Raw genomic sequence first — 20,047 nt, 5'->3', positions numbered from 1 at the left:
GCTCTCGATCTGTCCGGCCCCGCCAGGGCGAGGCTACCTCGCGGCGGTGGCCGCCCGCCGCTCGGGGGCACCGGCGGGGCGGGGCGTCGACGGGCCCGGGCTTGACTTCAAGTGCTGTTGAAGTCGTCCCATGGGTGCCGACCGCAGCCGTACGGGCAGTCCGCGGTCGATGCCCCCGCCCGTACGGGAACGTGCCGGGGCCGGGTCCGCCTTCTTTCCGGTCGTGCCGCCGGCGGACCCGGCCCCCGGTCACCCCTGTCCCGGTCACCGCCGTGCCCCCGTGCGCGGCCGTCCTCGCCTCCCGGCCGCCGCTGGCGCCCCTGCCCCGTCCGCCTGCTCGGCCTTCGCGAAGTCATTGAGCGCCTGCCGCTGAACGTCCGCGCTGCCTACGCCGAGCCACTCGTTCGCGTGCTGGGACGCCGGATCGCCTTGACGGCGATTCGGCTATCCCTGAGCCTCCCCCAGCCTCCGGCCGGGGGCGCCCCCATCGCGGCAAGCCGGATTCCCCTACCGGCTAAAGCCGATGGCGCCCTCCGGTCCCACTGGTGGGTCGGGCGTGTTCGGGCGTCAGAGGAGTTCCTTGAGCGCGGCGGTGGCGAAGGAGTGGTCCTGCTCGGGGGCGCCGCCGCCGATGCCCAGCGCGCCGATCAGGCGGCCGTCGCGGTGGACGGGGATGCCGCCGGCGATGAACAGCAGCGGGCGGTCCAGAGCGGTGGGCAGGGTGTGGAACGGGCCATCGGGCTTGACCAGGTCGACCAGGTCGGCGGTGGGGGCGCCCAGCTGGAGGGCGGTGTAGGCCTTGCGGGTGCTGGTCTCGCCGGAGATCAGCACGGCGCGGTCGTCGCGGCGGAAGGCCAGCAGGTGCCCGCCGGCGTCCAGGACGGTGACGCTGACCGCGACGTCGGCCGCCTCGGCGGCGGTGCGGGCGGCGTCGATGAGGGTCTCGGCGTCGGCGGTGGTGAGCGGGGTGACGGCGGTGGTGCTCATGGTGGCGCTTCTCCTGGGGGTGGTGCGGGGGGAAAGGGGCGTGGTCAGTGGTGGGCGGGGTCAGTGGTGGGCGGGGACGGCGGCCGCGGCGGGGACGGCGGCCGGGGTGCGGCGCTCCAGGGCGGCGGACCAGAGGGCCAGGACCAGGGCCGCGGCGGCGAGCAGGGCGCCGACCCAGTTCGGGGCGGTGTAGCCGAGGCCGGCGGTGATGACGGTCCCGCCGAGCCAGGCCGCCAGCGCGTTGCCGAGGTTGAAGGCGCCGATGTTGACGGCCGAGGCCAGGGTGGGTGCGCCGTGGGCCTGGTCGAGGACGCGCTTCTGCAGCGGCGGGACGGTGGCGAAGCCGAGCGCCCCGACCAGCAGGATGGTGACGGCGGCGGCGGTCTTGTCGTGCGCGGTCAGGGTGAACAGCGCCAGCACGACGGCGAGTCCGCCGAGGGTGGTGTAGAGCATCGGCATCAGCTTGCGGTCGGCGAACGCGCCGCCGAGCAGGTTGCCGAGGAACATCCCGACGCCGAACAGCACCAGCAGCCAGGTGACCGAGCCGTCGGAGTAGCCGGCGACGTGGGTCATCATCGGCGCGATGTAGGTGATCGCGGCGAACACCCCGCCGAAGCCGAGCACGGTCATCGCCATGGCGAGCAGGACCTGCGGGTTGCGGAAGGCGGTCAGTTCGCGGCGCAGGTGGGCGCCTTCGGGCCGGGGCGTGGCGGGCACCAGCTTGGCGATGCCGAGCAGTCCGACCACGCCGAGGACGGCGACGGCGGCGAAGGTGGCGCGCCAGCCGACGGCCTGGCCGATGAAGGTGCCGAGCGGGACGCCGACGATGTTGGCGACGGTCAGTCCGGTGAACATGGTGGCGATGGCGCCGGCCTTCTTCTCCGGGGCGACCAGTTCGGCGGCGACGACGGAGCCGATGCCGAAGAAGGCGCCGTGGGCGAGCGAGGCGACGATGCGCCCGGCGAGCATGACGCCGAAGCCCGGTGCCGTGGCGGAGACCAGGTTGCCGACGGTGAACAGGCCCATCAGCAGCATCAGCATCGTCTTGCGGCTGATCCTGGTGCCGAGCACCGTCATCAGCGGGGCGCCGATGACGACGCCGATCGCGTAGCCGGTGACGAGCAGTCCGGCGGTGGGGATGGACACGCCGTAGTCGCCGGCGATCTCGGGCAGCAGGCCCATGATCACGAACTCGGTGGTCCCGATCCCGAAGGCCCCGATGGCCAGGGCGAGGAGTGCGAGAGGCATTGGCGCGACCTCCATGCGATTGCTAATGCGCCTTACGTGTCTCGACAATAGTTGCACGCGCGGCATAAGTGCAAGTGCGGGCAATCCGCCTTCGCCGAGTGGCCCGGATGAGGGCGGGCGGATGCTTGCATAAGCCTTATGCATGCCTTGGCCGATATTTCACGAGATGGCTTATCCTGGAGCGCGTAGCACCTGGAAAGGAGACCGGGCCGATGACCGCCACGGACCCCGCGCTGACCGCCCTCGCCAACGGCTGGGCCGCCCTCTACCTCCTGTACGGCCGGATCGAGGCGCACATCGAGCGCGCCCTGCAGTCCGAGCACGACCTGAGCGTGCGGGAGTACTCGCTGCTGGACGTGCTCAGCCGCCAGCACGACGACGAGGGCGGGCACCTGCAGATGAAGCAGGTCGCCGACGCGGTCGTGCTCAGCCAGAGCGCCACCACCCGCCTGGTCACCCGACTGGAGGACCGCGGCCTGCTCTCCCGCTACCTGTGCCCCACCGACCGGCGCGGCATCTACACCAACGTCACCGAGGACGGCCTGAAGCTCCTGGAGCGGGCTCGGCCGACCAACGACGCCGCCCTGCGCGAGGCCCTCGACGAGGCCGCCAGGAACCCCGAGCTGGCCCCGCTGGTCAAGGCCGTCGAGGCGGTCGACCCCCCGTCGGCGCTCCCGCGCCCCTGAGCCCCGTCACACCGATGCCCCGGGTCCGGACCGCGGTCCGGACCCGGGGTATCGGCGCACTCCCCCGCGCGGGGCGTTCAGGCCGCCCCGGCGAGGGTGTGGGCGACCAGGGCGTTGGCGTGGCCGAGGCCGTGAGGCCGTGCTCGGCCTTGAGCCGGGCGACGAGTTCCATGTGCCTGTTGAGCGGGGAGGTGCGGATCAGGTTCTTCCACTCCTCGATCGGCCGGCCGTACTTCTTCTCGATGGAGGGGAAGTAGGAGGCGGGGCTCTTCCCCCGGCAGCCTTCGCGGCGGTCTTCACAGTTGCCGTGATCATGTCCGGCGTCCCCTCAAGTGCGGGCAAAGGAGAAACGGTGCGGTCACGGGGTAGGACCGCGACCGCACCGATAACTCATCACCCACCGAAAGTGACCTAGGTCACACCGCCGCTGCGCGCCTGCGGCCCCGGCCGGCGCGGCGGCCGGCCGGCGGGGTGGGGTCGGCGTTCCACGCGGCGACGGGGTTGCCGAGCCAGCGGGTGGCGCCGGGGACGTTCTCGCCGCGCATGACCAGCGAGGCCGGGCCGACCGTGGTGTTGTCGCCGAGCGCGGAGTTCAGCAGCACGATCGAGTGCGGCCCGGTGGTGGAGCCGGCGCCCAGGTGGACGGGGCCCAGGCGCATCACGCGGTCGTGGAACAGGTGGGTCTGCAGCACGGTGCCGCGGTTGACGCTGGCGCCCGCCTCGACGGTGACCAGGTCGCTCTCGGGTAGCCAGTGGGTCTCGCACCACACGCCGCGCCCGATCTTGGCGCCGAGGCTGCGCAGCCACAGGTTCAGGTACGGGGTGCCGGTGATGGCGCCGCCGCCGAAGGGCATGGCGAGTTCCTCGACGAAGGTGTCGTAGAGCTCGTTGCGCCACACGAAGGAGGACCACAGCGGGTGCTCGGCGACGCGGAAGCGGCCGACCAGCAGCCACTTGGCGGCGGTGGCGATGGCGCAGGCGACGACGGCGGCGGCGATCAGCACCAGTCCGGCGCTGCCGAAGGCCATGCCCAGCCCGTAGTCGTTCCTTATCGACTGCAGGGCGGCGAGCACCAGGTCGGCCAGCAGGGCGGCGATGATGACCGGGAGGAGCCGGCAGACCTCGACGCCGGCGCGCGCCCACATCAGGCGCTTGGGCGGGTTGTAGGTGCGGCCCTCGCCGCCGGTGTCGGCCACCCGGGGCAGCGCGAAGGCGGGCCGGCCGAGCCAGGAGGAGCCCTCGGGGGCGTGGGCGGGGGTGTCGGAGAGCACGCCGACCAGGGAGTTGTCGGGCAGGTGGCGGTCCGGGCCGACGATGCCGGAGTTGCCGACGAAGGAGCGGCGTCCGACGTGCGAGCGGCCCAGGTGCAGCCAGCCGGCGCGCAGCTCGTAGGGGGCGACGAGGGTGTCGTCGGCGAGGAAGGCGCCGTCGTCGACCCGCATCAGGCTGGGCAGCGACAGGACCGTCGAGGCCTCGACCCGGCGGCCGATCTTCGCGCCGAGCAGGCGCAGCCACACCGGGGTGAAGAGGCTGGCGTAGAAGGGGAAGAGGGTGCGCCGGGCGGTGTCGCTGAGTCCGGAGACGGCCCAGGCGCAGAAGGCGACGCGGCCGGTGGCCGGGTGGAAGCCCGGGCGCAGCGAGAGTGAGAAGGCGCGGACCAGCAGGGCTATCAGCGCGGCGTGGCAGCAGATGGTCAGCACCGCGAGCGGGACGGTCAGCGGCAGCAGCTGGAGCAGGGCCTGGACCAGGGTGTGGTCGGTGTCGATCATCGAGTAGACGATGAACAGCGCGGGCAGCGCGGCGACGACCGGGACGAGGCCGAAGAGGGCGAAGCCGACGCCGTAGGCGAGGTTCCAGATCCGCGAGGGGCGGGCGGGGGTGGGCGGCCACGGGGTGCGGGCCTCGGTGGAGGGGCGGGCCGGGGAGCCGTTCCAGTGTTCGCCGGGTGGGACGGCGCCGGTGACGCAGGAGCCGGGGGCGATCTCGGCGCCGGCGCCGATGCGGGCGCCGGGCATCAGGGTGGCGCGGTGGGCGATGCTGGCGCCCTCGCCGATGTCCAGGTGGCCCAGGTGGAGGGTGTCGCCGTCGAGCCACCAGCCGGCGATGTCGACCTCGGGTTCGACGGAGGCGCCGGCGCCGATCCGGGCCAGGCCGGTGACCGGGGGCAGGGTGTGCAGTTGGACGTTCTTGCCGACGCGGCAGCCGAGCATGCGGGCGTAGCGCGGGGCCCAGGGGGTGCCGCTCAGGGCGCCGGTGCCGAACATGGCGGTGAAGCGTTCGGCGGCCCACAGTCTGAGGTGGACGTGGCCGCCGCGGGGGTGGCTGCCGGGGCAGATGCCGGCGGTGATGACGCGGGCGCCGGCGGCGGCGGCCAGGGTGCGGCCGGGGGCGCTGTAGAAGAGGAGCAGGCCGGCGACGACGGGCCACCAGGAGCTGTGCGGGGCCCAGGGGAGGTGGCTGCCGAGGAGGTTGTCGACGGCGATCAGGACGATGACCCAGCGCAGGCCGGCGAGGCCGAACAGGCCGAGCAGGATGAGGGTCTGCCACAGGCCCGCGCTGCGCGGGGTGCGGCGTACCGGCCGTACGGGTGCGGTGGTCGCGGCGGCTTCCGGCCCGGCCGCGGCCGCCGGCCGGGCCGGGGCGAGGGAGTCGAGGTAGTCGGCGAGGTCGCCGAGCGCCGGGTGGGCGTAGAGGTCGGCGACGGAGACGCCGCTGTGGCGGGTGCGCAGTTCGGAGACCAGGCGGGCGGCGGTGAGGCTGGAGCCGCCGAGGGCGAAGAAGTCGTCGTTTCTGCCCGGGGCCATGCCGAGCAGGCGCTCCCAGCGGCCGGCCAGCCAGCCGGCGGTGCCGTCGAGGGTCTCGGCGGCGGCGGCGCTGCCGGTGGTGGCCAGCGGCCAGGGCAGGGCGTTGCGGTCGACCTTGCCGGAGGTGCGGGTGGGTAGTGAGTCGACCAGGGCGAGGACCGGGACCAGCGGGGCGGGCAGGCGCTCCAGCAGGTGCTGGCGGGCGGTGGCGAGGTCGGGGTCGGTGCCGGGCTGGGCGACGAGGTAACCGACCAGCAGGTCGGCGCCGGCCGGGGTCTTGCGCACGGCGGCGGCCGCGGCGCGGATGCCCGGGAGGGCCTGGAGGGCGGCATCGATCTCGCCGAGTTCGATGCGGCGGCCGCCGAGTTTGATCTGGTCGTCGGCGCGGCCGAGGAAGATCAGGCCCTCGGGGTCGTTGCGGACGAGGTCGCCGCTGCGGTAGACGCGCGGGGAGGCGATCGCGGGGTGGGGGCTGAACTTCTCGGCGTCCTTGGCGGGGTCGAGGTAGCGGGCGGTGCCGATGCCGCTGATCAGCAGTTCGCCGGTCTCGTACCAGGGCACGGGGTTGCCGGCCTGGTCGACGACGGCGATCTCCCAGCCGTCCAGCGGGGCGCCGATGCGCACCGGTTGGCCGGGCAGCATCCGGGCGGCGGTGGCGACGACGGTGGTCTCGGTGGGGCCGTAGGTGTTCCAGAACTCGCGGCCGGGGACGGCCAGGCGCTCGACCAGTTCGGCGGGGCAGGCCTCGCCGCCGACGATGATCAGGCGGACCTGGTCCAGGCACTCCTGCGGCCACAGGGCGAGCAGGGTGGGGACGGTGGAGATGGCGGTGATGCGGCGGCTCACGAGCCAGGGGCCGAGGTCGGTGCCGGCCTTGACCAGGGAGCGGGGGGCCGGGACCAGGCAGGCGCCGTGGCGCCAGGCCAGCCACATCTCCTCGCAGGAGGCGTCGAAGGCGACGGAGAGGCCCGCGAGGACGCGGTCGCCGGGGCCGAGCGGCTGGGCGGGCAGGAAGATGCGGGCCTCGGCGTCGACGAAGGCGGCGGCGCTGCGGTGGGTGACGGCGACGCCTTTGGGGCGGCCGGTGGTGCCGGAGGTGAAGATGATCCAGGCGTCGTCGGCCGGGGAGGGCCAGGCCGGGCGGCCCGAGGGGCGGGCGGCGGGTCCGGCGAACAGCTGGCGCTCGGCGCCGAGGATCGCGCAGACCTGGGCGTCCTGCCAGATCATCTCGGCGCGTTCGTCGGGGTCGTCGGCGTCCACCGGCACGTAGGCGGCGCCGCAGCGCAGCACCGCGAGGATCGCGACGTAGAGGTCGGCGGTGCCGGAGGGGATGCGCACGCCCACCCGGTCGCCGCAGCCGATGCCGTGGCCGGCCAGCACGCCGGCGAGGGCGTCGACCTCCTGCGTCAGGGTGCGGTAGTCCAGGACCGCGTCGCCGGTGTCGAGTGCGGGCGCCTGCGGGTGGGCGTCGGCGGTCGCGGCGATGATGTCGAGCAGGCTGCGCGGGTGCGCGGGCTGGGCCACCGGCCAGCTGGCCGCCTGCCCCGGATGGGGGCGGTGCAGCGTGCCTGGGCCGGCCGTGTCGTGGCGTACGTCCATGGGGGTGGGTTCCTCGGCTCCGTTTTCCTTGGGGGCGCGTACGTCGTGCACGTGGCGCGTGCGCCGGGTGTGACGCGGACGTCACATGGTGTCACCTGATGCGGCGCGCCCACTCACCATGACTCCACTGGGAGTCCGCTGGATGCAGCGAAGGTGTGGTCAAAGGAAATTCTCATGATCTATGCCGTGTGTGGCGGCAGCGATGCGAATCGAATGTCATTTCGGTGGTTTTCAAGCATTTTCGCTGGTGAAGGGTAGTCGGCGAAAACCAGGGGTGCGACGGGGAGGGGAGAGTGACGAACACCATGGCGTCCGGAACGGTACCGGTAGTGAGGGGGTGGTTACCGAATCGGGAGGCATTGATCGAATCATCGACCCGTTCACCCGATTCGCACATTTGTGTGAGGGTCTGCCGTCGTCGTTCTCCGTGGGGACGTTTCCTGTGAATACCGTGTGGGCCGGAACAAGTGATTCCGGCCAAGGCGGCGAAGACCCACTCGTCTGGTACACGGCGTACGGTTCGAACCTGCACGCCGACCGCTTCGGCTGCTACCTGTACGGCGGCCGGCCCGAGGGCGCGGCGCGCGCCTGCCCCGGCTGCCGCGACCGGCGCACGCCCCGGCGCGAGGCGGCGCTGACGCTGCCGGGCGGGCTGTACTTCGCCGGACGGTCCCCGACCTGGGGCGGCGGGATGGCCTTCTACGACCCCGCCCTTTCCGGTGAAGTACCGTGCCGCGCGTATCTGGTCACAGTGGGCCAATTCAGCGACGTCGCCGCGCAGGAGATGTACCGCTCCCCCGGCACCGACCTCGACCTCACCCGGGTCCTGGCGACGGGCCGCGACGAACCGGGCCCGGGCCGCTACGAGACGCTGCTGTGCGCGGGCGAGCTGGACGGGCACCCGCTGCTCACCTTCACCTCCCCCACGGGGCTCTCCGCCGCCGAACCGACCGCCCCCTCGGCCGCCTACCTGCGCACCCTGGGCGCCGGCCTCGCGCAGTCCCACGCCTGGGGCCCCTGGCGCACGGCCGGCTACCTCGCCACACGCCCGGGCGCATCCGGGCACTGGACGCCGACGACAGTGGCGGCACTACTCGGCTGAACGGGTGACGGAGGCGGGCCCGAACCCGTTCAGAAGGCTCGGAGCCCGGCGGCGTCCGGGGCGGCGAGGTCGCGGGCGTCGACGGCGGCGCGGAAGCGGTCGGCGGTGGCGTGTGCGGCGGTCATGGGACCACACTCCTCGGAGGAGTCGTGAATGCGACCAGTCATGTCATGAGCACCATGGCGGGCGGACCGGGCGACGGAAGGCAGGAGCGATCCGACGGCCCTCAGGCACGCCGTCCCGGCCGCGCCGCTCGACGGGGAGAGCGGCGGCCACGGGCCGGCCGGGACCTTCGACCCGGGGTGGCCGACTTCCGGTGCGCCCGGTCGACCCCGCCGTCCGGATCGACCGGCTCACCGAGTACACCGACTTCGCCGAGGCCGAGGCCGAGCTGTCCGAGCGGATGCCGCGCACCGTGCGCGGCGCCCGCGACGAGGCCGAGTCCCCGCGCGCGGGCGGGCGCATCGGCCCGCACCCGCCCCCCTGCGCGGCCCGGCCTTCGAGCGGGGCGACCGCGACCGGTGCCGCGAGGCGATCACCGCCCCGACGCAGCGCAAGGCCGCCCGTGCCGGGCATCGGGCGCCATGTCGCCCTCGGCTGACGGCACCCGGCCGTGCGACCGCTCCCCTGCGGCGGTCGCACGGCGAAGCGCCGTACCCGGCCAGCCGGTCGACCGTCAGCCGAGGAAGGACTCCGGCCCGAAGCGCCCCCACGCCACGAACGCGGCCAGCAGGATGTAGACCACGTCCACCGCGACGAGCCCGTACTCCTGCCGCCGGATCCGCACCGCTGCGGCCCCGATCATCAACAGCACCAGCCCGAGCGCGGCCAGCGGCACGAACACCCGCGCGACGCCGAGCACGGCGGGCAGGACCAGCCCCACCGCGGCCAGCACCTCGACGGCGCCGATCGCCTTCACCCCGCCCGCGCTGAAATCCTCGACCCAGCGCCCGCTCCGCCCGGCGGCGGCGATCCTCTCCTTCGGGGCGACCATCTTCAAGGCGCCGCCGAGCAGGTAGGCGGCGGCCAGCAGTCCGGCGACGATCCACAGTGCGAGGTTCACGGCGTTCTCCTTACGGGCCTGAGACGGGTATCAGAGGGTGTGAGGCTGCCCGGCCCGGTAGCTTCCGGCGGGCTGGCGGGTCATCACGTTGCCGCGGTTGAAGGCGTTGATCACCGCGATCAGGCTCACCAGGGCGGCGAGCTGCTCCTCGTCGTAGTGCCTGGCGGCGTTCTCCCACACCTCGTCGCCGACCCCGCCCGCCGCGTCCGCGAGCCGGGTGCCCTCCTCGGCCAGATCCAGGGCGGCCCGCTCGGCCTCGGTGAACACGGTGGCCTCCCGCCACACCGCCACCAGGTTCAGCCGGGTCGCCTCCTCACCGGCGTGCACGGCGTCCTTGAAGTGCATGTCGACGCAGTACCCGCAGCCGTTGATCTGGCTGGCGCGCAGCTTGACCAGCTCCTGGACGGCGACCGGCAGGGTCGACTCCAGCAGGATCCGGTTCGCGGCGACGAGGTGCTTGAAGACCTTGCCCATGACGGGGCTGGCGAAGGGGTTCAGGCGGGCTTCCATGATGTGCTCCTCGGTACGTTGTCCGCTGGTCGTCCTTAAGACAGGGCAGCCGGGCAGCCTGTGACAGGTGCCGGTGTGACGCGCGCCACCCCGGGGTCCGGGCGGCGCTGAAAGGGAGGGGTTCCATGGCGGGATCGGCGGATGCGGCGACGGCGGCGGACGCGGTCGGGTACCGGCCGCTGCTGTTCTCCATCGCCTACGGCATGACGGGCTCGGTGGGTGACGCCGAGGACCTCGTCCAGGACACCTTCCTCAACCTGACCCGCGTCGAGCGGGCGGGTACCCCCATCACCGACCTGAAGGCGTACCTGAGCACCTCGGTCACCCGGCTCGGCATCAACCACCTCGGCTCGGCGCGGGTGCGGCGCGAGACCTACGTCGGCGCGTGGCTGCCCGAGCCGGTCGTCGCCTTCGCCGACCGCCCCGGCGGCCCGGCCGAGCACGCCGAGCTGACCGACTCGCTGTCGATGGCCTTCCTGGTGATGCTGGAGGCCCTCTCCCCCGTGGAGCGCGCGGTGTTCATGCTGCGCGAGGCCTTCGGCTACGGCTACCCGGAGGTCGCGGAGCTGACCGGCAAGTCCGAGGCGAACTGCCGTCAGATCTTCGCCCGGGCGAAGAAGCGCCTGGCGGTGAGCGCGCACGCCCCGCTGCCGCCGACCCGGCGCGCGGAGGGCGACGAACTCGCCCGCCGCTTCTTCGAGGTGGCCGCCGGCGGGAACCCGGAGGAACTGCTCGGCATGCTCGCCCCCGACGTCGTCCTGCACGGCGACGGCGGCGGCAAGGCGCAGGCGATCGGCCGCTCGGTCTCCCACCCGCGCCAGGTCGCCCAGTTGCTCGTCAGCGGCGTGCGCCGGATCGCCCGGCTCGGCGCGAGCCTGGTGCCGGCCTGGATCAACGGCCGCCCCGGCGTGGTCGCTTACGACGCCCAGGGGCGGGTGCTCAACGTGGTCGCGCTCGACATCGTCGACGGCGCGGTGCGCGAGATCCACGCCGTCGCCAACCCGGACAAGCTCGGGCACCTGGGCGAGGTGTCGGACCTGGGGCTGCGGAAGGTGCGGCAGCCCCGGGAGCGGTAGGCATGCGAATCCCGTTCGGGGAACCGCCGGGCCCGCCCGCCCGCCCTTCGGCCCGGACACCAGCCGGCGGGCGGGCGGGCGGGCGGGGTACGTTCCCCTAGACTCCCCGCTTGATCAAGTGCACGTCACGAACGGGGAGATCAGTATGGGCATTCGTCAGTTCACCGCCGCCGCAGGCGTCATAGGCCGCCGCAACGCCCTGCGCTACCTGGCGCTGGGCGTGGGGTCCGCGCTGGTCGCCGCCTGCTCCAGCAGCAGCGGCAGTGACAGCGCGACGACGGCGGACAGCGGTTCGGCCGCACCCCCGAACAGCGACCCGACGGCAACCGGCCAAGCCCCCGCACCAGCCGCCCCCACCGCGAAGCCCACCGTCGCCGACCGCGCCTTCGACGCCTTCGTGCGCGGCAGCTGGACCGTCCAGTCCACCAGCTCCCGGGGCAAGCCCCTCCACAGCAAGGTCACCGTCCAGACCGACGGCGGCGGCAACGGCGGCTGGACGCTCACCTTCGACGGCCTGAGCGGCAAGGACGGCACCTGGCGCGGCAGCTTCCTGCTGCGCGGCGGCCACCTGTCGCTCGACATCGTCGACGGCCCCGCCAAACTGGCCGGCGAACACCGCTCCCCCGAGGCCCTCAACGTCCCCGCCACCGTGGGCGACACGGTCCAGGTCACGCTGCCCTGGCAGCCGCCCGGCTCCAACGACAGCAGCAAGGAGAACCTGGCGGTGACGTATGACGGCACCACCCTGACCATCGTCCACACCTCGGGCAGCAGCCGGACCACCCACGCCTGCACCCGCGCCTGACACCCCGTGACCGCCCGGCCGAACGGCGGGGCGGTCACGGGGCCTGCGGTCAGGCGTCCTTGGGCGTGCGGTAGGCGGTGAGCCGCGCGGCGCCGGGCCCGACGCCCTGCCAGGGGCCCGGGAAGGTCAGCACCGCGATGGCCGCCGTCGGGAAACGCCCCCGCATCCGGGCCAGTTGGTCCTCGTCGGCGGCCTCACCCGCCAGGGCGTCGGCCGCCTCGTGGACGACGGGGTTGTGGCCGAGCACGAGCAGGGTGGCGACGTCGTCGGGGGTTTCGGCGAGGAGGGCGATGAGCTGCTCGCCGAGACCGATGTCGTAGAGCCGCCCGTCGTAGACGGTCTCGGGTGTGGTCGGGAGTTCGGCGACCATGAGCGCCCAGGTCTCGCGGGTGCGCACGGCGGTGGAGACCAGCGCGAGATCCGGGACGAGGCCGTGGTCGGCGAGCCAACGCCCGGCGAGCGGGGCGGCCTTGCGGCCCCGCGCGGCCAAGGGGCGGTCGTGGTCGTCCACGTCGGGCCAGTCGGACTTGGCATGGCGGACCAGGACGATCCGGCGCTGCTGCTCCTCGGGCACGGGCTGCTCCCTCTTCTCGACGCCCGCCCGGTCGATCTCCCATGCCCACCGGGCGGGCGAAAGCGGCGTCCACGCCGCTGTGTTGATCGGCTTCAGCGGCGCACTTCCCCTAGGGTCGCGCCATGTCGACTCCGGCTTCCCCCTCACGTGGCCTGGTGCTGACGGTATCGGCACTCGTGGTGTGTGGGGGATCGGACCTGCTGAGCAGGTCCTCGTTTTCTCCGGCCATGCCGATGCTCGCGCCCGTGGTGGAGTCCTCGGCGCTGTCGGCCCTCCCGTGGGCGACCGTTGTCCTGCGTGCGGCCTCGATCGCCGCGCGGCCGGCGAGCGGGTCGGGCAGCGGCTTCACGGCCGGTCACGCAGGCCTGTCCACGGCGGTCGCGCTCACCTGCGCGGCGATCGCCGTGTTCGTCGGGCATCTCGCGCGGTCACGGGCGGCGGGTGAGCGGGCGCCGGCGTCGATGGCGGGGGCGGCGCGACGGGGGGTGCTCCAGCCGCCCGGCCGGATGGGCGATCTGACGATCGCGGTGCGGTGCGCGTCGGCGGCCGGTGTCGGACAGGACCGGGATGTTCTGTACGAGGTGATGGAGACGCCGTTCGGAGCCCGGGTGGTGAGGGCGATGTGCGGGGCACCGGACGGCCCGCCGTGGTCAAGGTGATCGCCCGGGTGCTCGGGGAGATCCGGGAGGCCGCGCAGTACGAGCCGACCCTGGCCGGGGTGGCGGCGAGGGCGGAGGCGTGTGTCTCCCGGTCGGTGGCGACCGGTGTGCTGATGACGGCGCTGTTCGCGGAGTTCTCCGGGACGACGGAGATGGTGCTGTTGTCGTGCGGTCACGCGCCGGCACCGCTGGTCGCCTCCGACCGCGGCGTGCGGACGGCGGCGTGCGGGGCGGGCCCACCCGTGGGCCTGGCCGAACTGGCCGTGGGCGCACCGCTCTTGCGCCGGGAGCCGCTCGCCGCGGGGCAGACCCTGGTGCTGTGCTCCGACGGTGTCGCCGAGGCCCGGGGGTGCGGGGGTGCGCGCTACCCGCTGGAGGAGCGCTTGACGCGACTGGCCTCGACCGCCGGATGGCGGGCGGGCGGCGTGGAGGAACGTGCGGAGTTGCTGCGTTCGGATCTGCTCGCCTTCGCGGAGGGCGAGTTGGGCGATGACGCGGTGGTCCTCCTGGTGGAGCGGCTGCGCTCGCCCGACCGGTAGCCGGGCCAGGGGCAGGACAGGACGCCGCGCGGCACGTCCCGGCCGGCGGTGGCCGGTCGGGATGTACCGTGCCGTGCGGCGTCGCCCCGGACAGGAGGGTCGGGGCGCCGACGGATCCGCGGCTCGTCACCCCTGGAGACGGGCCGCCGTGCTGCGGATGGCGGGGAGCCTGGCGTAGAGGGCCTCACCGGGGCATTCGGTGGCGAAGCCGTCGCGGTGGCCGGAGATGGCGTTGAAGGCGACGACGGTGCCCTTGGGGTAGAGGCTGGCGTCGGAGCCGGAGGTGAGCTGGGCGGTCCCGCCGGCCGACCGGCCGGTGAGGCCGAGCTTCCACGCGGAGATCTTCGCGAGGCCGTCCTGCAGCTCCTGCGGCGGGGTGTCCGAGCTGAACGTGCCGATGGCGGCGATACCGGAGGAGTTGGTGTTGAAGCCGAGGGTGTGGGCACCGAAGACGGGCTGGTCGACACCGCCGGCGCGGCCCTCGTAGATGGTGCCGCAGCGGTCGACCAGGAAGTTGTAGCCGATGTCCCGCCAGCCGTTGCTCTGCACGTGGTACTGGTAGATCGACCTGATCACCCGGGGGGCGTCGGAGCAGGCGTAGTCGGTGGCGGTCGCGGTGTGGTGGACGAAGGCCACCCGGACCGCGCCGGTGTACACGAAGCCCGCTTCACGGATGGACTCGTCCGCGCCCCATCCGGCCCGGGTGACGATGCCGGGGCGCGGGGCGGCGGCGGTCGCGGGCCCGGCCGGGCGCTCGGGCAGGGTCTGGGCATCGGTGGAGGCCGCCCCCTGGCCGGGGTCGACCAGTTCGACCCGAAGTCCACGCGGCAGTCCGGCCGGACCGGGGTGCACGTCGACCGCGACACCGTCACTGCGTCCGGCCCACAGCGGCGCGGTGGCGCCGTGCGCGGCGGCGTCCGGGCCGTCCACGGCATCGGCCTCCAGGGTGTGCCAGTCGCTCCAGCGGCCGGTGGCGGCCTCGCGGGTGCGGACCCGGACGGAGCCTCCGGCGAGGGCCGTCGGGGATCCTTCCCAGACCACGCCGAGAAGTTCGAACGAACGGGTGGACCGGGGCGCGAGGGCTCCGCCGGAGGTGAGGGCCACCGAGGTGACAGAGCCGCCTCCGGCGGAGGTACGGGGTGCCGGGGCAGCGGCACCCGAGTCGCCCACGGCAACGGCCGTGGGCTGGAAGAGCAGGACGGTGAGGCAGCCCGCAAGGACCGCTGCCGGGATTGAGATCCTCATGGAACGGATGTTCGCCGGAAACCACCGCCGCTGCATGTCGCCGACGGTGGCCGCATCGTCACGGCGGGCCGTCAGGACCCGGGCGCAGCCGCGGCGTGGCTTGGGCGCGGCGGCGCGGATCGCGGGGCGGATCGCGCGGGCGGCGTTCGTCCACGCTCGGTAATGCATTGGGCCGGTGTGGTTAATCCGCGGCCACGCGCGCCGTGATTGGGCGGTAAATCAGCGTATTCAGAAGATCCGTTTTGCGGATCATCCAGGAGCGTCATGCGAACTCGAATCACCACCCTGGTCCTGTCGGGGTTGACATCGGCCGCCCTCGTGTGGGGCGCCGGCGGTACCGCCGCTGCCTCGCCCGCCGCCGACCACAGCACAGCCTCCGCCTCGGCGGAGGCCCAGGGCGAATGGGTCGACAGCCTCATGCGCGAGGCCAAGGAGGGCGGCACCCCTGCGGCCGGCGCCCGGACCTTCGCCAGCAGCAGCGCCTTCCAGTCGATGCAGGCCGCCCGCCCGACCCACCGGGCCGACGGTGACACCGAGCCCGAGCTCGAGCTCGAGGCCGCCCCGGCCGACGGCCAGGAGCAGGACTCCGCGGAGCCGGCCGGCGCCGCACTGCCGGATGACTCGCTCCAGTCCGGCGAGCCGGGCCTTGAGAGCGAGCGGCTGAAGGGGCAGGCGCCGTCGACGCTTCCCATGGACATGGGAGCGAACGGCGGCAAGAACTGCCTCCACGAGCCCGGGCACGAGCACCGCGGCTCCCTCGACGGCCACGGCCTCGGCGAACTCTTCTGCATGCCCGTCGTTCCCGGCATCCCCGGCGAGCACGGCGAGCACGGCAAGGCCGACGAGCATGGCGAGCACTGCAAGCATGAAAAAAAGTGCGAGCACGGCAAGGGCGAGGAGCACGGCGAGCACTGCAAGCCTTGCGAGCACGGCAAGCCCGAGGAGCACGCCAAGCCCGGCAAGCCCGAGGAGCACGCCAAGCCCGGCAAGCCCGAGGAGCACGCCAAGCCCGGCAAGCCCGAGGAGCACGCCAAGCCTGACGGCCAGGAGCAGCACCAGGGTCAAGGCCAAAACGTCGACGTGACCGTCATCGTGCAGAACAGCGTCGACAACAATGTCAACAACAGCGCCGCCAGCAACTCGAACAACTCCTCGGAGAACAGCTCCAAGAACACCGCCCTCAACCTGAACAAGATCAAGTTCGTTGCGGAGGAGGTCGAGGAGCACCACGGCGAGCACGGCAAGGGCGAGAAGCACCACGGCGAGCACGAGATGAAGCCCGGCCACCACGGCGAGCACGGCAAGGGCGAGGAGCACCACGGCGAGCACGAGATGAAGCCCGGCCACCACGGCGAGCACGGCAAGGGCGAGGAGCACCACGGCGGACACCACGGCGAGCTGGCCCAGACGGGCGCGCCGAAGACCCCCGTCCTGCTCGGCCTCTCGGCCGCGTTCCTCGCGGCCGGCGCGGCGGCCACGCGGATCAGCCGCCGACGCGCTTCGCAGCGGTAACCCACCCCGAGGCGGGTGCAGCGCAGGAAGTCGGCCCGGCCGACTTCCTGCGCTCTCGCATGTCCGCGCCCGACACTCCTCTTCCGCTCGACTCCCCTACTGGACAGGGCCCCTGGCAATGACCGCCGCCCCCGCAGACCGCACCGACCCCGATGTCGCCCTTGTGCTCGCCGCGTACGACGCGTACGCCCGGGGCGATATCGACGCCGCCGTCGCCGACCTCCACCCCGACGTGGACCGGGTCGAGCCCGAGGACTTCCCCAACGGCGGCCCGCACCGGGGCGCGGGCGCCGTCCACGAGTACCTGAGCGCCTCGTACGCGATGTGGAGCGAGCTGCACTCCGAGCCCGTCGCCTGCCGCAGCGGCGAGCATGTCGTCATCGTCCACCACGTCCACGGTGTCCTGGCCGACGGCAACCCGCTCTCCATCACCGCCGCCGACGTGTTCACCGTCCGCGACGGGCGGATCGTGGGCATGCACGCCTACGCCGACCCGTCCGAGGTGCCGAATCGCTGGCTTTCATCCGCGCGGTAAGGAGAGACCTGGAATGGACGTCGACCTGACCGACGCTTCCTGGCGGAAGAGTTCATACAGCGGCACAAACGGCGGTGCGTGCATCGAGGTCGCCGACGGCTTCGCCGGCGTCATGCCCGTCCGCGACTCCAAGGACCCCTCCGGCCCCGCGCTCGTCTTCTCCGCCATCGCCTGGCAGGCCTTCGCCACCGCCGTCCGCACCGGCGAATTCGACGCCCGCTGACCGCAGTTCCATGGCCTCGCCGCCCCTCCCCAGGGGCGGCGGGGCCATGTCGTTGCCAGTTCGGGTGATCTTCTGCGGGCCGCCTTGCGTGATCGTCCGGCTACACGGTGCGCTTGCCGCTCAGCGGACGGAGCATGCTCACATCCGCAGCGAGAAGCACCGGGGCGGACGACCGACGAAAGTCGCGTGACCCTACCCGTGGCACCGGTGACACTGACGCCATGACTGGTTCTGCACTGCCTCACCTGCTTCGACCGCGTGCCCTGAGGCCCGGCGATCTCGTTGTCATCGCTTCGCTGTCCGGTCCGCTGCCGGCCGCTGACGAGCCCAACGTCGAGCAGACGGTGGTGGTGCTCGAGCGGATGGGATTCCGCGTGCGTCGGGCTCCGCTACTCGAAGTGGGACGCCGCCATTGGTGGAGCGCGGCCACGCCTGCGGAGATCGCCGGGGAGCTCAATGGTCTTCTGCGTGATCCTGAGGTGCGCGCGATCGTCGCGAGTGACGGCGGCCAGACGGCGCTCGGCTACCTTGACCTGATCGACGTCGAGGCGATCAGGGCCGACCCCAAGCCGATCCTCGGCTACAGCGACATCTCGCTGCTGCATCTGGTGCTCTATGCGCGCACGGGTCTGGTCGGGTTCCATGCCGACATGGCCGTCCCTGGCTTCGGCGGGCACTGGCAGTCTGCGCCCGTGGCGCGCCAGGCGGAACTCGAGAGGCTCTACTCCAGGTTGCTGACCGGTACCGAGGCGATCGGTGCGCTGCCTGCGAGCCCGTCGTGGGAGTGCTGGCGTCCTGGTCGTGTCGAAGGTCGGCTGATCGGCGGGGTGATCAATCGCATCGTGCTGGCGCAGGCGACGCGTTTCGCGCTGCCGCTCGAACGGTTCGACGGTGCGGTGCTGTTCTGGGAGGAGATGGGCGGCCTGGCATCGTACGTGTGGAGCTATCTGCAGGTGATGCGACACTGCGGCATCCTCGACCGGATCTCCGGCATGGTCGTGGGCGTTCCGCACGAGATCGGTGGACTCGAGCCCGGCGCGTCCCCGACCCTGCCCGAGATCGTCCTCGACGTCCTCGGCGACCGTGACATCCCGGTCCTGGGCAACGTCGAGTTCGGGCATGCCGGCCCGAATCTGCCGATGCCGGTCGGCATCCGCGTCGGCCTCGATGCGCAGCAGCGGACGTTGTCGTTACTCGAACCGGTGGTAGGGCCGCACGCGATGACTGGACCGGTCGGCTGAACACCGCGGATCAGTGAGCCGACGGACCCCGGCCGCACCCCCTGGGGTCAACTCACGCTTTGGTGACCGCCGCCCTGAGTCGCTTGTTCGACCAGTAGGAGGGGCCATGAACACCTGGTGGCTCGTGTTGATCTCGAAGCTCAGCTCCTGACGTCAGGGATCACCGACCCGGTGAACATCTGCGATCACAGCACCAGCAGGCGCCCATGGAGTGGGAAGTCGGCGGGGCCGACTTCCCACTCACGGCGACGCCAGGCACTGCCCGGGAAGCTCAACTCCCGTACGGGTTCGCAGCCGCGCCATGTCCTGGCGGTCCTTCTCCCGCAGCTCGTAGCCGGTGTGGCAGCGCACCTGGGTCTCGGCGTCGACGCACAGGACCTCGCGCCCGCCGATGGTCCCGCTCACCGGGGCCGGGTAGTGGAACAGCCCCCCGTCCGGGAGCAGTTGGTATCCGCCTTCGGCGGTGGATCCGGCGACCGGGTGCAGGTCCAGCGCTTCGAGGACATCGGATTGATTCACCACGACGGGCACTCTGGCACCGCCGTCGATCCGCCGCCGCCGGGATTCCCGCAGGCCAAAGCCCTCCCGCGCCGAGGGGGTGGAAGGGCTCCGGGGGCTTTACGTGCCGGTGATCAGCAGCACAGGTGGTCGGCGTGGTTCACCGAGGCGCTGGTGACGGCCGTGCCACCCCGGGGTGCCACGTCGCCCCAGGAGGTGTCCGCGAACGCCTGGCCGCTACCGAGGCCGAGCAGCGCGGCTGCTGCGATAACGACGACGACACGCTTGAGCATGATGGTCCTCCGAACATTCGTTGAGTCAGCACTGACAGTAGATCAATGTGCGGATGGATGTTCGATCAACGTCGACATTGACCGCGGGCTCGGTTGGTGTGGAACCACCGTGCCGACGTGAGGTGAAGGACGGCGACGGCCATGCCCTCGTCGCGCCGCCGGACGCCGGCTCCGCCGGTACGCGCGGCACTTCGCCGCCCGCGCCTCACGTGCGCGCCGCGGCCCCGGCGCGGATCCGCTGGCGCAGGAAGAGGGCGGCGCGGTCCAGCGCCTCGTCCGCCTCGTCGAGGACGCCGGCGAAGGCCTGGAACACGTGCGGCACGTCGGCGGTGACGTCGAGGATGACGTCCACGCCCGCCGCCCTGGCCCGCGCGGCCAGGCGGGTGGAGTCGTCCAGCAGCACCTCGTTGGCGCCGACCTGGATCAGCATCGGGGGGAAGCCGGTCAGGTCGGCGAGGACGGCCGGGCTGAGCAGGGGCTGGTGCGGGTCGGCGCCGGCGAGGGCGGCGGCGAAGCGGTCAGGGTCGTCGGGGGGCAAGGTCAACCCCGGCTTCCGGACGCCCTCAAGGGGCTGTCGGGAGAACGTGCCGCTGCTCCTCGCCTCGCCCGACCGGTCCGCCGGACGAGGCTCGATGGTGTCCCTTTCGGCTGTGGGGTGATCTTCGCGCCGTTGCCGTCGGCGGGGTGATCGCGGACGTCGACCGGCTCGCCGCCCGGATCTTGGCGGAAGTCCACAGCGACCCCGGGGCGCCCCGGGCCCGCTACCCTCACCGGGCCGGCGGCGTGGGGCAGTCGCTCCCTTGCGCGCCCCGGACATTGCCCGACACTTCGTCAAATCGTGCAACTCC

Annotated in this window: 21 protein-coding genes and 1 pseudogene; 11 read left to right on the top strand and 11 right to left on the bottom strand. The window is 72.8% G+C overall.

All coding sequences use genetic code 11. From position 1 onward, the window contains the following. Positions 1-567 precede the first annotated feature (567 nt). Together ACH4E7_RS23705 and ACH4E7_RS23700 are read right to left on the bottom strand one after the other, a co-directional pair. Positions 568-987 carry a heme-binding protein gene (locus ACH4E7_RS23705; protein ID WP_396251011.1) on the bottom strand — a complete coding sequence of 140 codons (420 nt, stop codon included), beginning with the start codon at positions 985-987 and terminating at the stop codon, positions 568-570. Positions 988-1,047: 60 nt separating this feature from the next. Next, positions 1,048-2,235 carry an MFS transporter gene (locus ACH4E7_RS23700; protein WP_396251010.1) on the bottom strand — a complete coding sequence of 396 codons (1,188 nt, stop codon included), beginning with the start codon at positions 2,233-2,235 and terminating at the stop codon, positions 1,048-1,050. Positions 2,236-2,447: 212 nt separating this feature from the next. Between ACH4E7_RS23700 and ACH4E7_RS23695 the strand changes: the two genes are divergently transcribed. Continuing rightward, positions 2,448-2,921 carry a MarR family winged helix-turn-helix transcriptional regulator gene (locus ACH4E7_RS23695; RefSeq protein WP_396251009.1) on the top strand — a complete coding sequence of 158 codons (474 nt, stop codon included), beginning with the start codon at positions 2,448-2,450 and terminating at the stop codon, positions 2,919-2,921. Positions 2,922-2,998: 77 nt separating this feature from the next. On the opposite strand, the pseudogene ACH4E7_RS23690 reads toward ACH4E7_RS23695, so the two are convergent. Both ACH4E7_RS23690 and ACH4E7_RS23685 read right to left on the bottom strand, forming a co-directional pair. Next, positions 2,999-3,165 (bottom strand): annotated as a pseudogene (locus ACH4E7_RS23690) (DUF4287 domain-containing protein). A 172-nt stretch (positions 3,166-3,337) separates the two neighbouring features. Continuing rightward, positions 3,338-7,324, bottom strand: a complete 3,987-nt coding sequence (locus ACH4E7_RS23685) for a Pls/PosA family non-ribosomal peptide synthetase (RefSeq protein WP_396251008.1) — start codon at positions 7,322-7,324, stop codon at positions 3,338-3,340. 442 nt (positions 7,325-7,766) lie between these two features. Between ACH4E7_RS23685 and ACH4E7_RS23680 the strand changes: the two genes are divergently transcribed. Both ACH4E7_RS23680 and ACH4E7_RS23675 read left to right on the top strand, forming a co-directional pair. Continuing rightward, positions 7,767-8,426, top strand: a complete 660-nt coding sequence (locus ACH4E7_RS23680; RefSeq protein ID WP_396251007.1) for a histone deacetylase — start codon at positions 7,767-7,769, stop codon at positions 8,424-8,426. 316 nt (positions 8,427-8,742) lie between these two features. Further along, the gene (locus ACH4E7_RS23675) at positions 8,743-9,027 is read left to right on the top strand and encodes a hypothetical protein (RefSeq protein WP_396251006.1); all 285 of its coding nucleotides are present in this window, start codon (positions 8,743-8,745) and stop codon (positions 9,025-9,027) included. A 75-nt stretch (positions 9,028-9,102) separates the two neighbouring features. Here the strand turns inward: ACH4E7_RS23675 and ACH4E7_RS23670 are convergent, their stop codons facing one another. Together ACH4E7_RS23670 and ACH4E7_RS23665 are read right to left on the bottom strand one after the other, a co-directional pair. Then, entirely contained in the window at positions 9,103-9,489 is a 387-nt protein-coding gene (locus ACH4E7_RS23670) for a DoxX family protein (RefSeq protein WP_396251005.1), read from the bottom strand. Between the two features lie 30 nt (positions 9,490-9,519). Beyond that, on the bottom strand, positions 9,520-9,999 hold the full coding sequence (locus ACH4E7_RS23665) for a carboxymuconolactone decarboxylase family protein (protein WP_396251004.1): 480 nt from the start codon (positions 9,997-9,999) through the stop codon (positions 9,520-9,522). A 125-nt stretch (positions 10,000-10,124) separates the two neighbouring features. On the opposite strand from ACH4E7_RS23665, the gene sigJ reads away from it, so the two are divergent. Next, complete coding sequence (gene sigJ / locus ACH4E7_RS23660) at positions 10,125-11,075, top strand: RNA polymerase sigma factor SigJ (protein WP_396251003.1); 951 nt, start codon at positions 10,125-10,127, stop codon at positions 11,073-11,075. Between the two features lie 145 nt (positions 11,076-11,220). Continuing rightward, a complete protein-coding gene (locus ACH4E7_RS23655) occupies positions 11,221-11,880 on the top strand; it encodes a hypothetical protein (RefSeq protein WP_396251002.1) in 660 nt (219 codons plus the stop codon). Positions 11,881-11,929: 49 nt separating this feature from the next. On the opposite strand, the gene ACH4E7_RS23650 is transcribed toward ACH4E7_RS23655, so the two are convergent. Continuing rightward, complete coding sequence (locus ACH4E7_RS23650; RefSeq protein ID WP_396251001.1) at positions 11,930-12,454, bottom strand: SixA phosphatase family protein; 525 nt, start codon at positions 12,452-12,454, stop codon at positions 11,930-11,932. A gap of 227 nt (positions 12,455-12,681) precedes the next feature. On the opposite strand from ACH4E7_RS23650, the gene ACH4E7_RS23645 reads away from it, so the two are divergent. Both ACH4E7_RS23645 and ACH4E7_RS23640 read left to right on the top strand, forming a co-directional pair. Continuing rightward, positions 12,682-13,113 carry a hypothetical protein gene (locus ACH4E7_RS23645; RefSeq protein ID WP_396251000.1) on the top strand — a complete coding sequence of 144 codons (432 nt, stop codon included), beginning with the start codon at positions 12,682-12,684 and terminating at the stop codon, positions 13,111-13,113. Continuing rightward, positions 13,077-13,652 (top strand): PP2C family protein-serine/threonine phosphatase, encoded by a 576-nt coding sequence (locus ACH4E7_RS23640; RefSeq protein ID WP_396250999.1) that lies wholly within the window; start codon positions 13,077-13,079, stop codon positions 13,650-13,652. The genes ACH4E7_RS23645 and ACH4E7_RS23640 overlap by 37 nt, the downstream gene beginning before the upstream one ends. 126 nt (positions 13,653-13,778) lie before the next feature. Here the strand turns inward: ACH4E7_RS23640 and ACH4E7_RS23635 are convergent, their stop codons facing one another. Next, complete coding sequence (locus ACH4E7_RS23635) at positions 13,779-14,897, bottom strand: peptidoglycan recognition protein (protein ID WP_396250998.1); 1,119 nt, start codon at positions 14,895-14,897, stop codon at positions 13,779-13,781. Between the two features lie 264 nt (positions 14,898-15,161). Between ACH4E7_RS23635 and ACH4E7_RS23630 the strand changes: the two genes are divergently transcribed. The 4 genes from ACH4E7_RS23630 (at position 15,162) to ACH4E7_RS23615 (ending at position 18,408) form a co-directional block, all read left to right on the top strand. After that, on the top strand, positions 15,162-16,409 hold the full coding sequence (locus ACH4E7_RS23630; RefSeq protein WP_396250997.1) for a hypothetical protein: 1,248 nt from the start codon (positions 15,162-15,164) through the stop codon (positions 16,407-16,409). A 118-nt stretch (positions 16,410-16,527) separates the two neighbouring features. Then, entirely contained in the window at positions 16,528-16,944 is a 417-nt protein-coding gene (locus ACH4E7_RS23625; protein ID WP_396250996.1) for a nuclear transport factor 2 family protein, read from the top strand. 13 nt (positions 16,945-16,957) lie between these two features. Then, positions 16,958-17,167 carry a DUF397 domain-containing protein gene (locus tag ACH4E7_RS23620; RefSeq protein ID WP_396250995.1) on the top strand — a complete coding sequence of 70 codons (210 nt, stop codon included), beginning with the start codon at positions 16,958-16,960 and terminating at the stop codon, positions 17,165-17,167. Between the two features lie 221 nt (positions 17,168-17,388). Beyond that, the gene (locus ACH4E7_RS23615; protein ID WP_396250994.1) at positions 17,389-18,408 is read left to right on the top strand and encodes an LD-carboxypeptidase; all 1,020 of its coding nucleotides are present in this window, start codon (positions 17,389-17,391) and stop codon (positions 18,406-18,408) included. Positions 18,409-18,648: 240 nt separating this feature from the next. On the opposite strand, the gene ACH4E7_RS23610 is transcribed toward ACH4E7_RS23615, so the two are convergent. From ACH4E7_RS23610 to ACH4E7_RS23600, 3 genes are all read right to left on the bottom strand, one after another. Beyond that, positions 18,649-18,930, bottom strand: coding sequence for a nucleotidyltransferase domain-containing protein (locus ACH4E7_RS23610; protein ID WP_396250993.1), 282 nt, complete (start codon positions 18,928-18,930; stop codon positions 18,649-18,651). A 110-nt stretch (positions 18,931-19,040) separates the two neighbouring features. Beyond that, positions 19,041-19,199, bottom strand: a complete 159-nt coding sequence (locus ACH4E7_RS23605) for a hypothetical protein (protein WP_396250992.1) — start codon at positions 19,197-19,199, stop codon at positions 19,041-19,043. Positions 19,200-19,404: 205 nt separating this feature from the next. Further along, positions 19,405-20,016, bottom strand: a complete 612-nt coding sequence (locus ACH4E7_RS23600; RefSeq protein ID WP_396250991.1) for an alpha/beta hydrolase — start codon at positions 20,014-20,016, stop codon at positions 19,405-19,407. Positions 20,017-20,047 lie beyond the last annotated feature (31 nt).

It is taken from the genome of Kitasatospora sp. NPDC018058 (assembly GCF_044327205.1).
Taxonomy (GTDB): domain Bacteria; phylum Actinomycetota; class Actinomycetes; order Streptomycetales; family Streptomycetaceae; genus Kitasatospora.
Note: the sequence above shows the minus strand (reverse complement) of the source record. Positions and strands in the feature narration are given on the sequence as shown.

Coding starts and splice junctions, on each gene's coding strand:
- ACH4E7_RS23705 (WP_396251011.1), bottom strand. CDS start 987: ATGAGCACCACCGCCGTCACCCCGCTCACCACCGCCGACGCCGAGACC.
- ACH4E7_RS23700 (WP_396251010.1), bottom strand. CDS start 2,235: ATGCCTCTCGCACTCCTCGCCCTGGCCATCGGGGCCTTCGGGATCGGG.
- ACH4E7_RS23695 (WP_396251009.1), top strand. CDS start 2,448: ATGACCGCCACGGACCCCGCGCTGACCGCCCTCGCCAACGGCTGGGCC.
- ACH4E7_RS23685 (WP_396251008.1), bottom strand. CDS start 7,324: ATGGACGTACGCCACGACACGGCCGGCCCAGGCACGCTGCACCGCCCC.
- ACH4E7_RS23665 (WP_396251004.1), bottom strand. CDS start 9,999: ATGGAAGCCCGCCTGAACCCCTTCGCCAGCCCCGTCATGGGCAAGGTC.
- sigJ (WP_396251003.1), top strand. CDS start 10,125: ATGGCGGGATCGGCGGATGCGGCGACGGCGGCGGACGCGGTCGGGTAC.
- ACH4E7_RS23655 (WP_396251002.1), top strand. CDS start 11,221: ATGGGCATTCGTCAGTTCACCGCCGCCGCAGGCGTCATAGGCCGCCGC.
- ACH4E7_RS23645 (WP_396251000.1), top strand. CDS start 12,682: ATGCCGATGCTCGCGCCCGTGGTGGAGTCCTCGGCGCTGTCGGCCCTC.
- ACH4E7_RS23635 (WP_396250998.1), bottom strand. CDS start 14,897: ATGAGGATCTCAATCCCGGCAGCGGTCCTTGCGGGCTGCCTCACCGTC.
- ACH4E7_RS23630 (WP_396250997.1), top strand. CDS start 15,162: ATGCGAACTCGAATCACCACCCTGGTCCTGTCGGGGTTGACATCGGCC.
- ACH4E7_RS23625 (WP_396250996.1), top strand. CDS start 16,528: ATGACCGCCGCCCCCGCAGACCGCACCGACCCCGATGTCGCCCTTGTG.
- ACH4E7_RS23620 (WP_396250995.1), top strand. CDS start 16,958: ATGGACGTCGACCTGACCGACGCTTCCTGGCGGAAGAGTTCATACAGC.
- ACH4E7_RS23615 (WP_396250994.1), top strand. CDS start 17,389: ATGACTGGTTCTGCACTGCCTCACCTGCTTCGACCGCGTGCCCTGAGG.
- ACH4E7_RS23605 (WP_396250992.1), bottom strand. CDS start 19,199: ATGCTCAAGCGTGTCGTCGTCGTTATCGCAGCAGCCGCGCTGCTCGGC.
- ACH4E7_RS23600 (WP_396250991.1), bottom strand. CDS start 20,016: ATGTCCGGGGCGCGCAAGGGAGCGACTGCCCCACGCCGCCGGCCCGGT.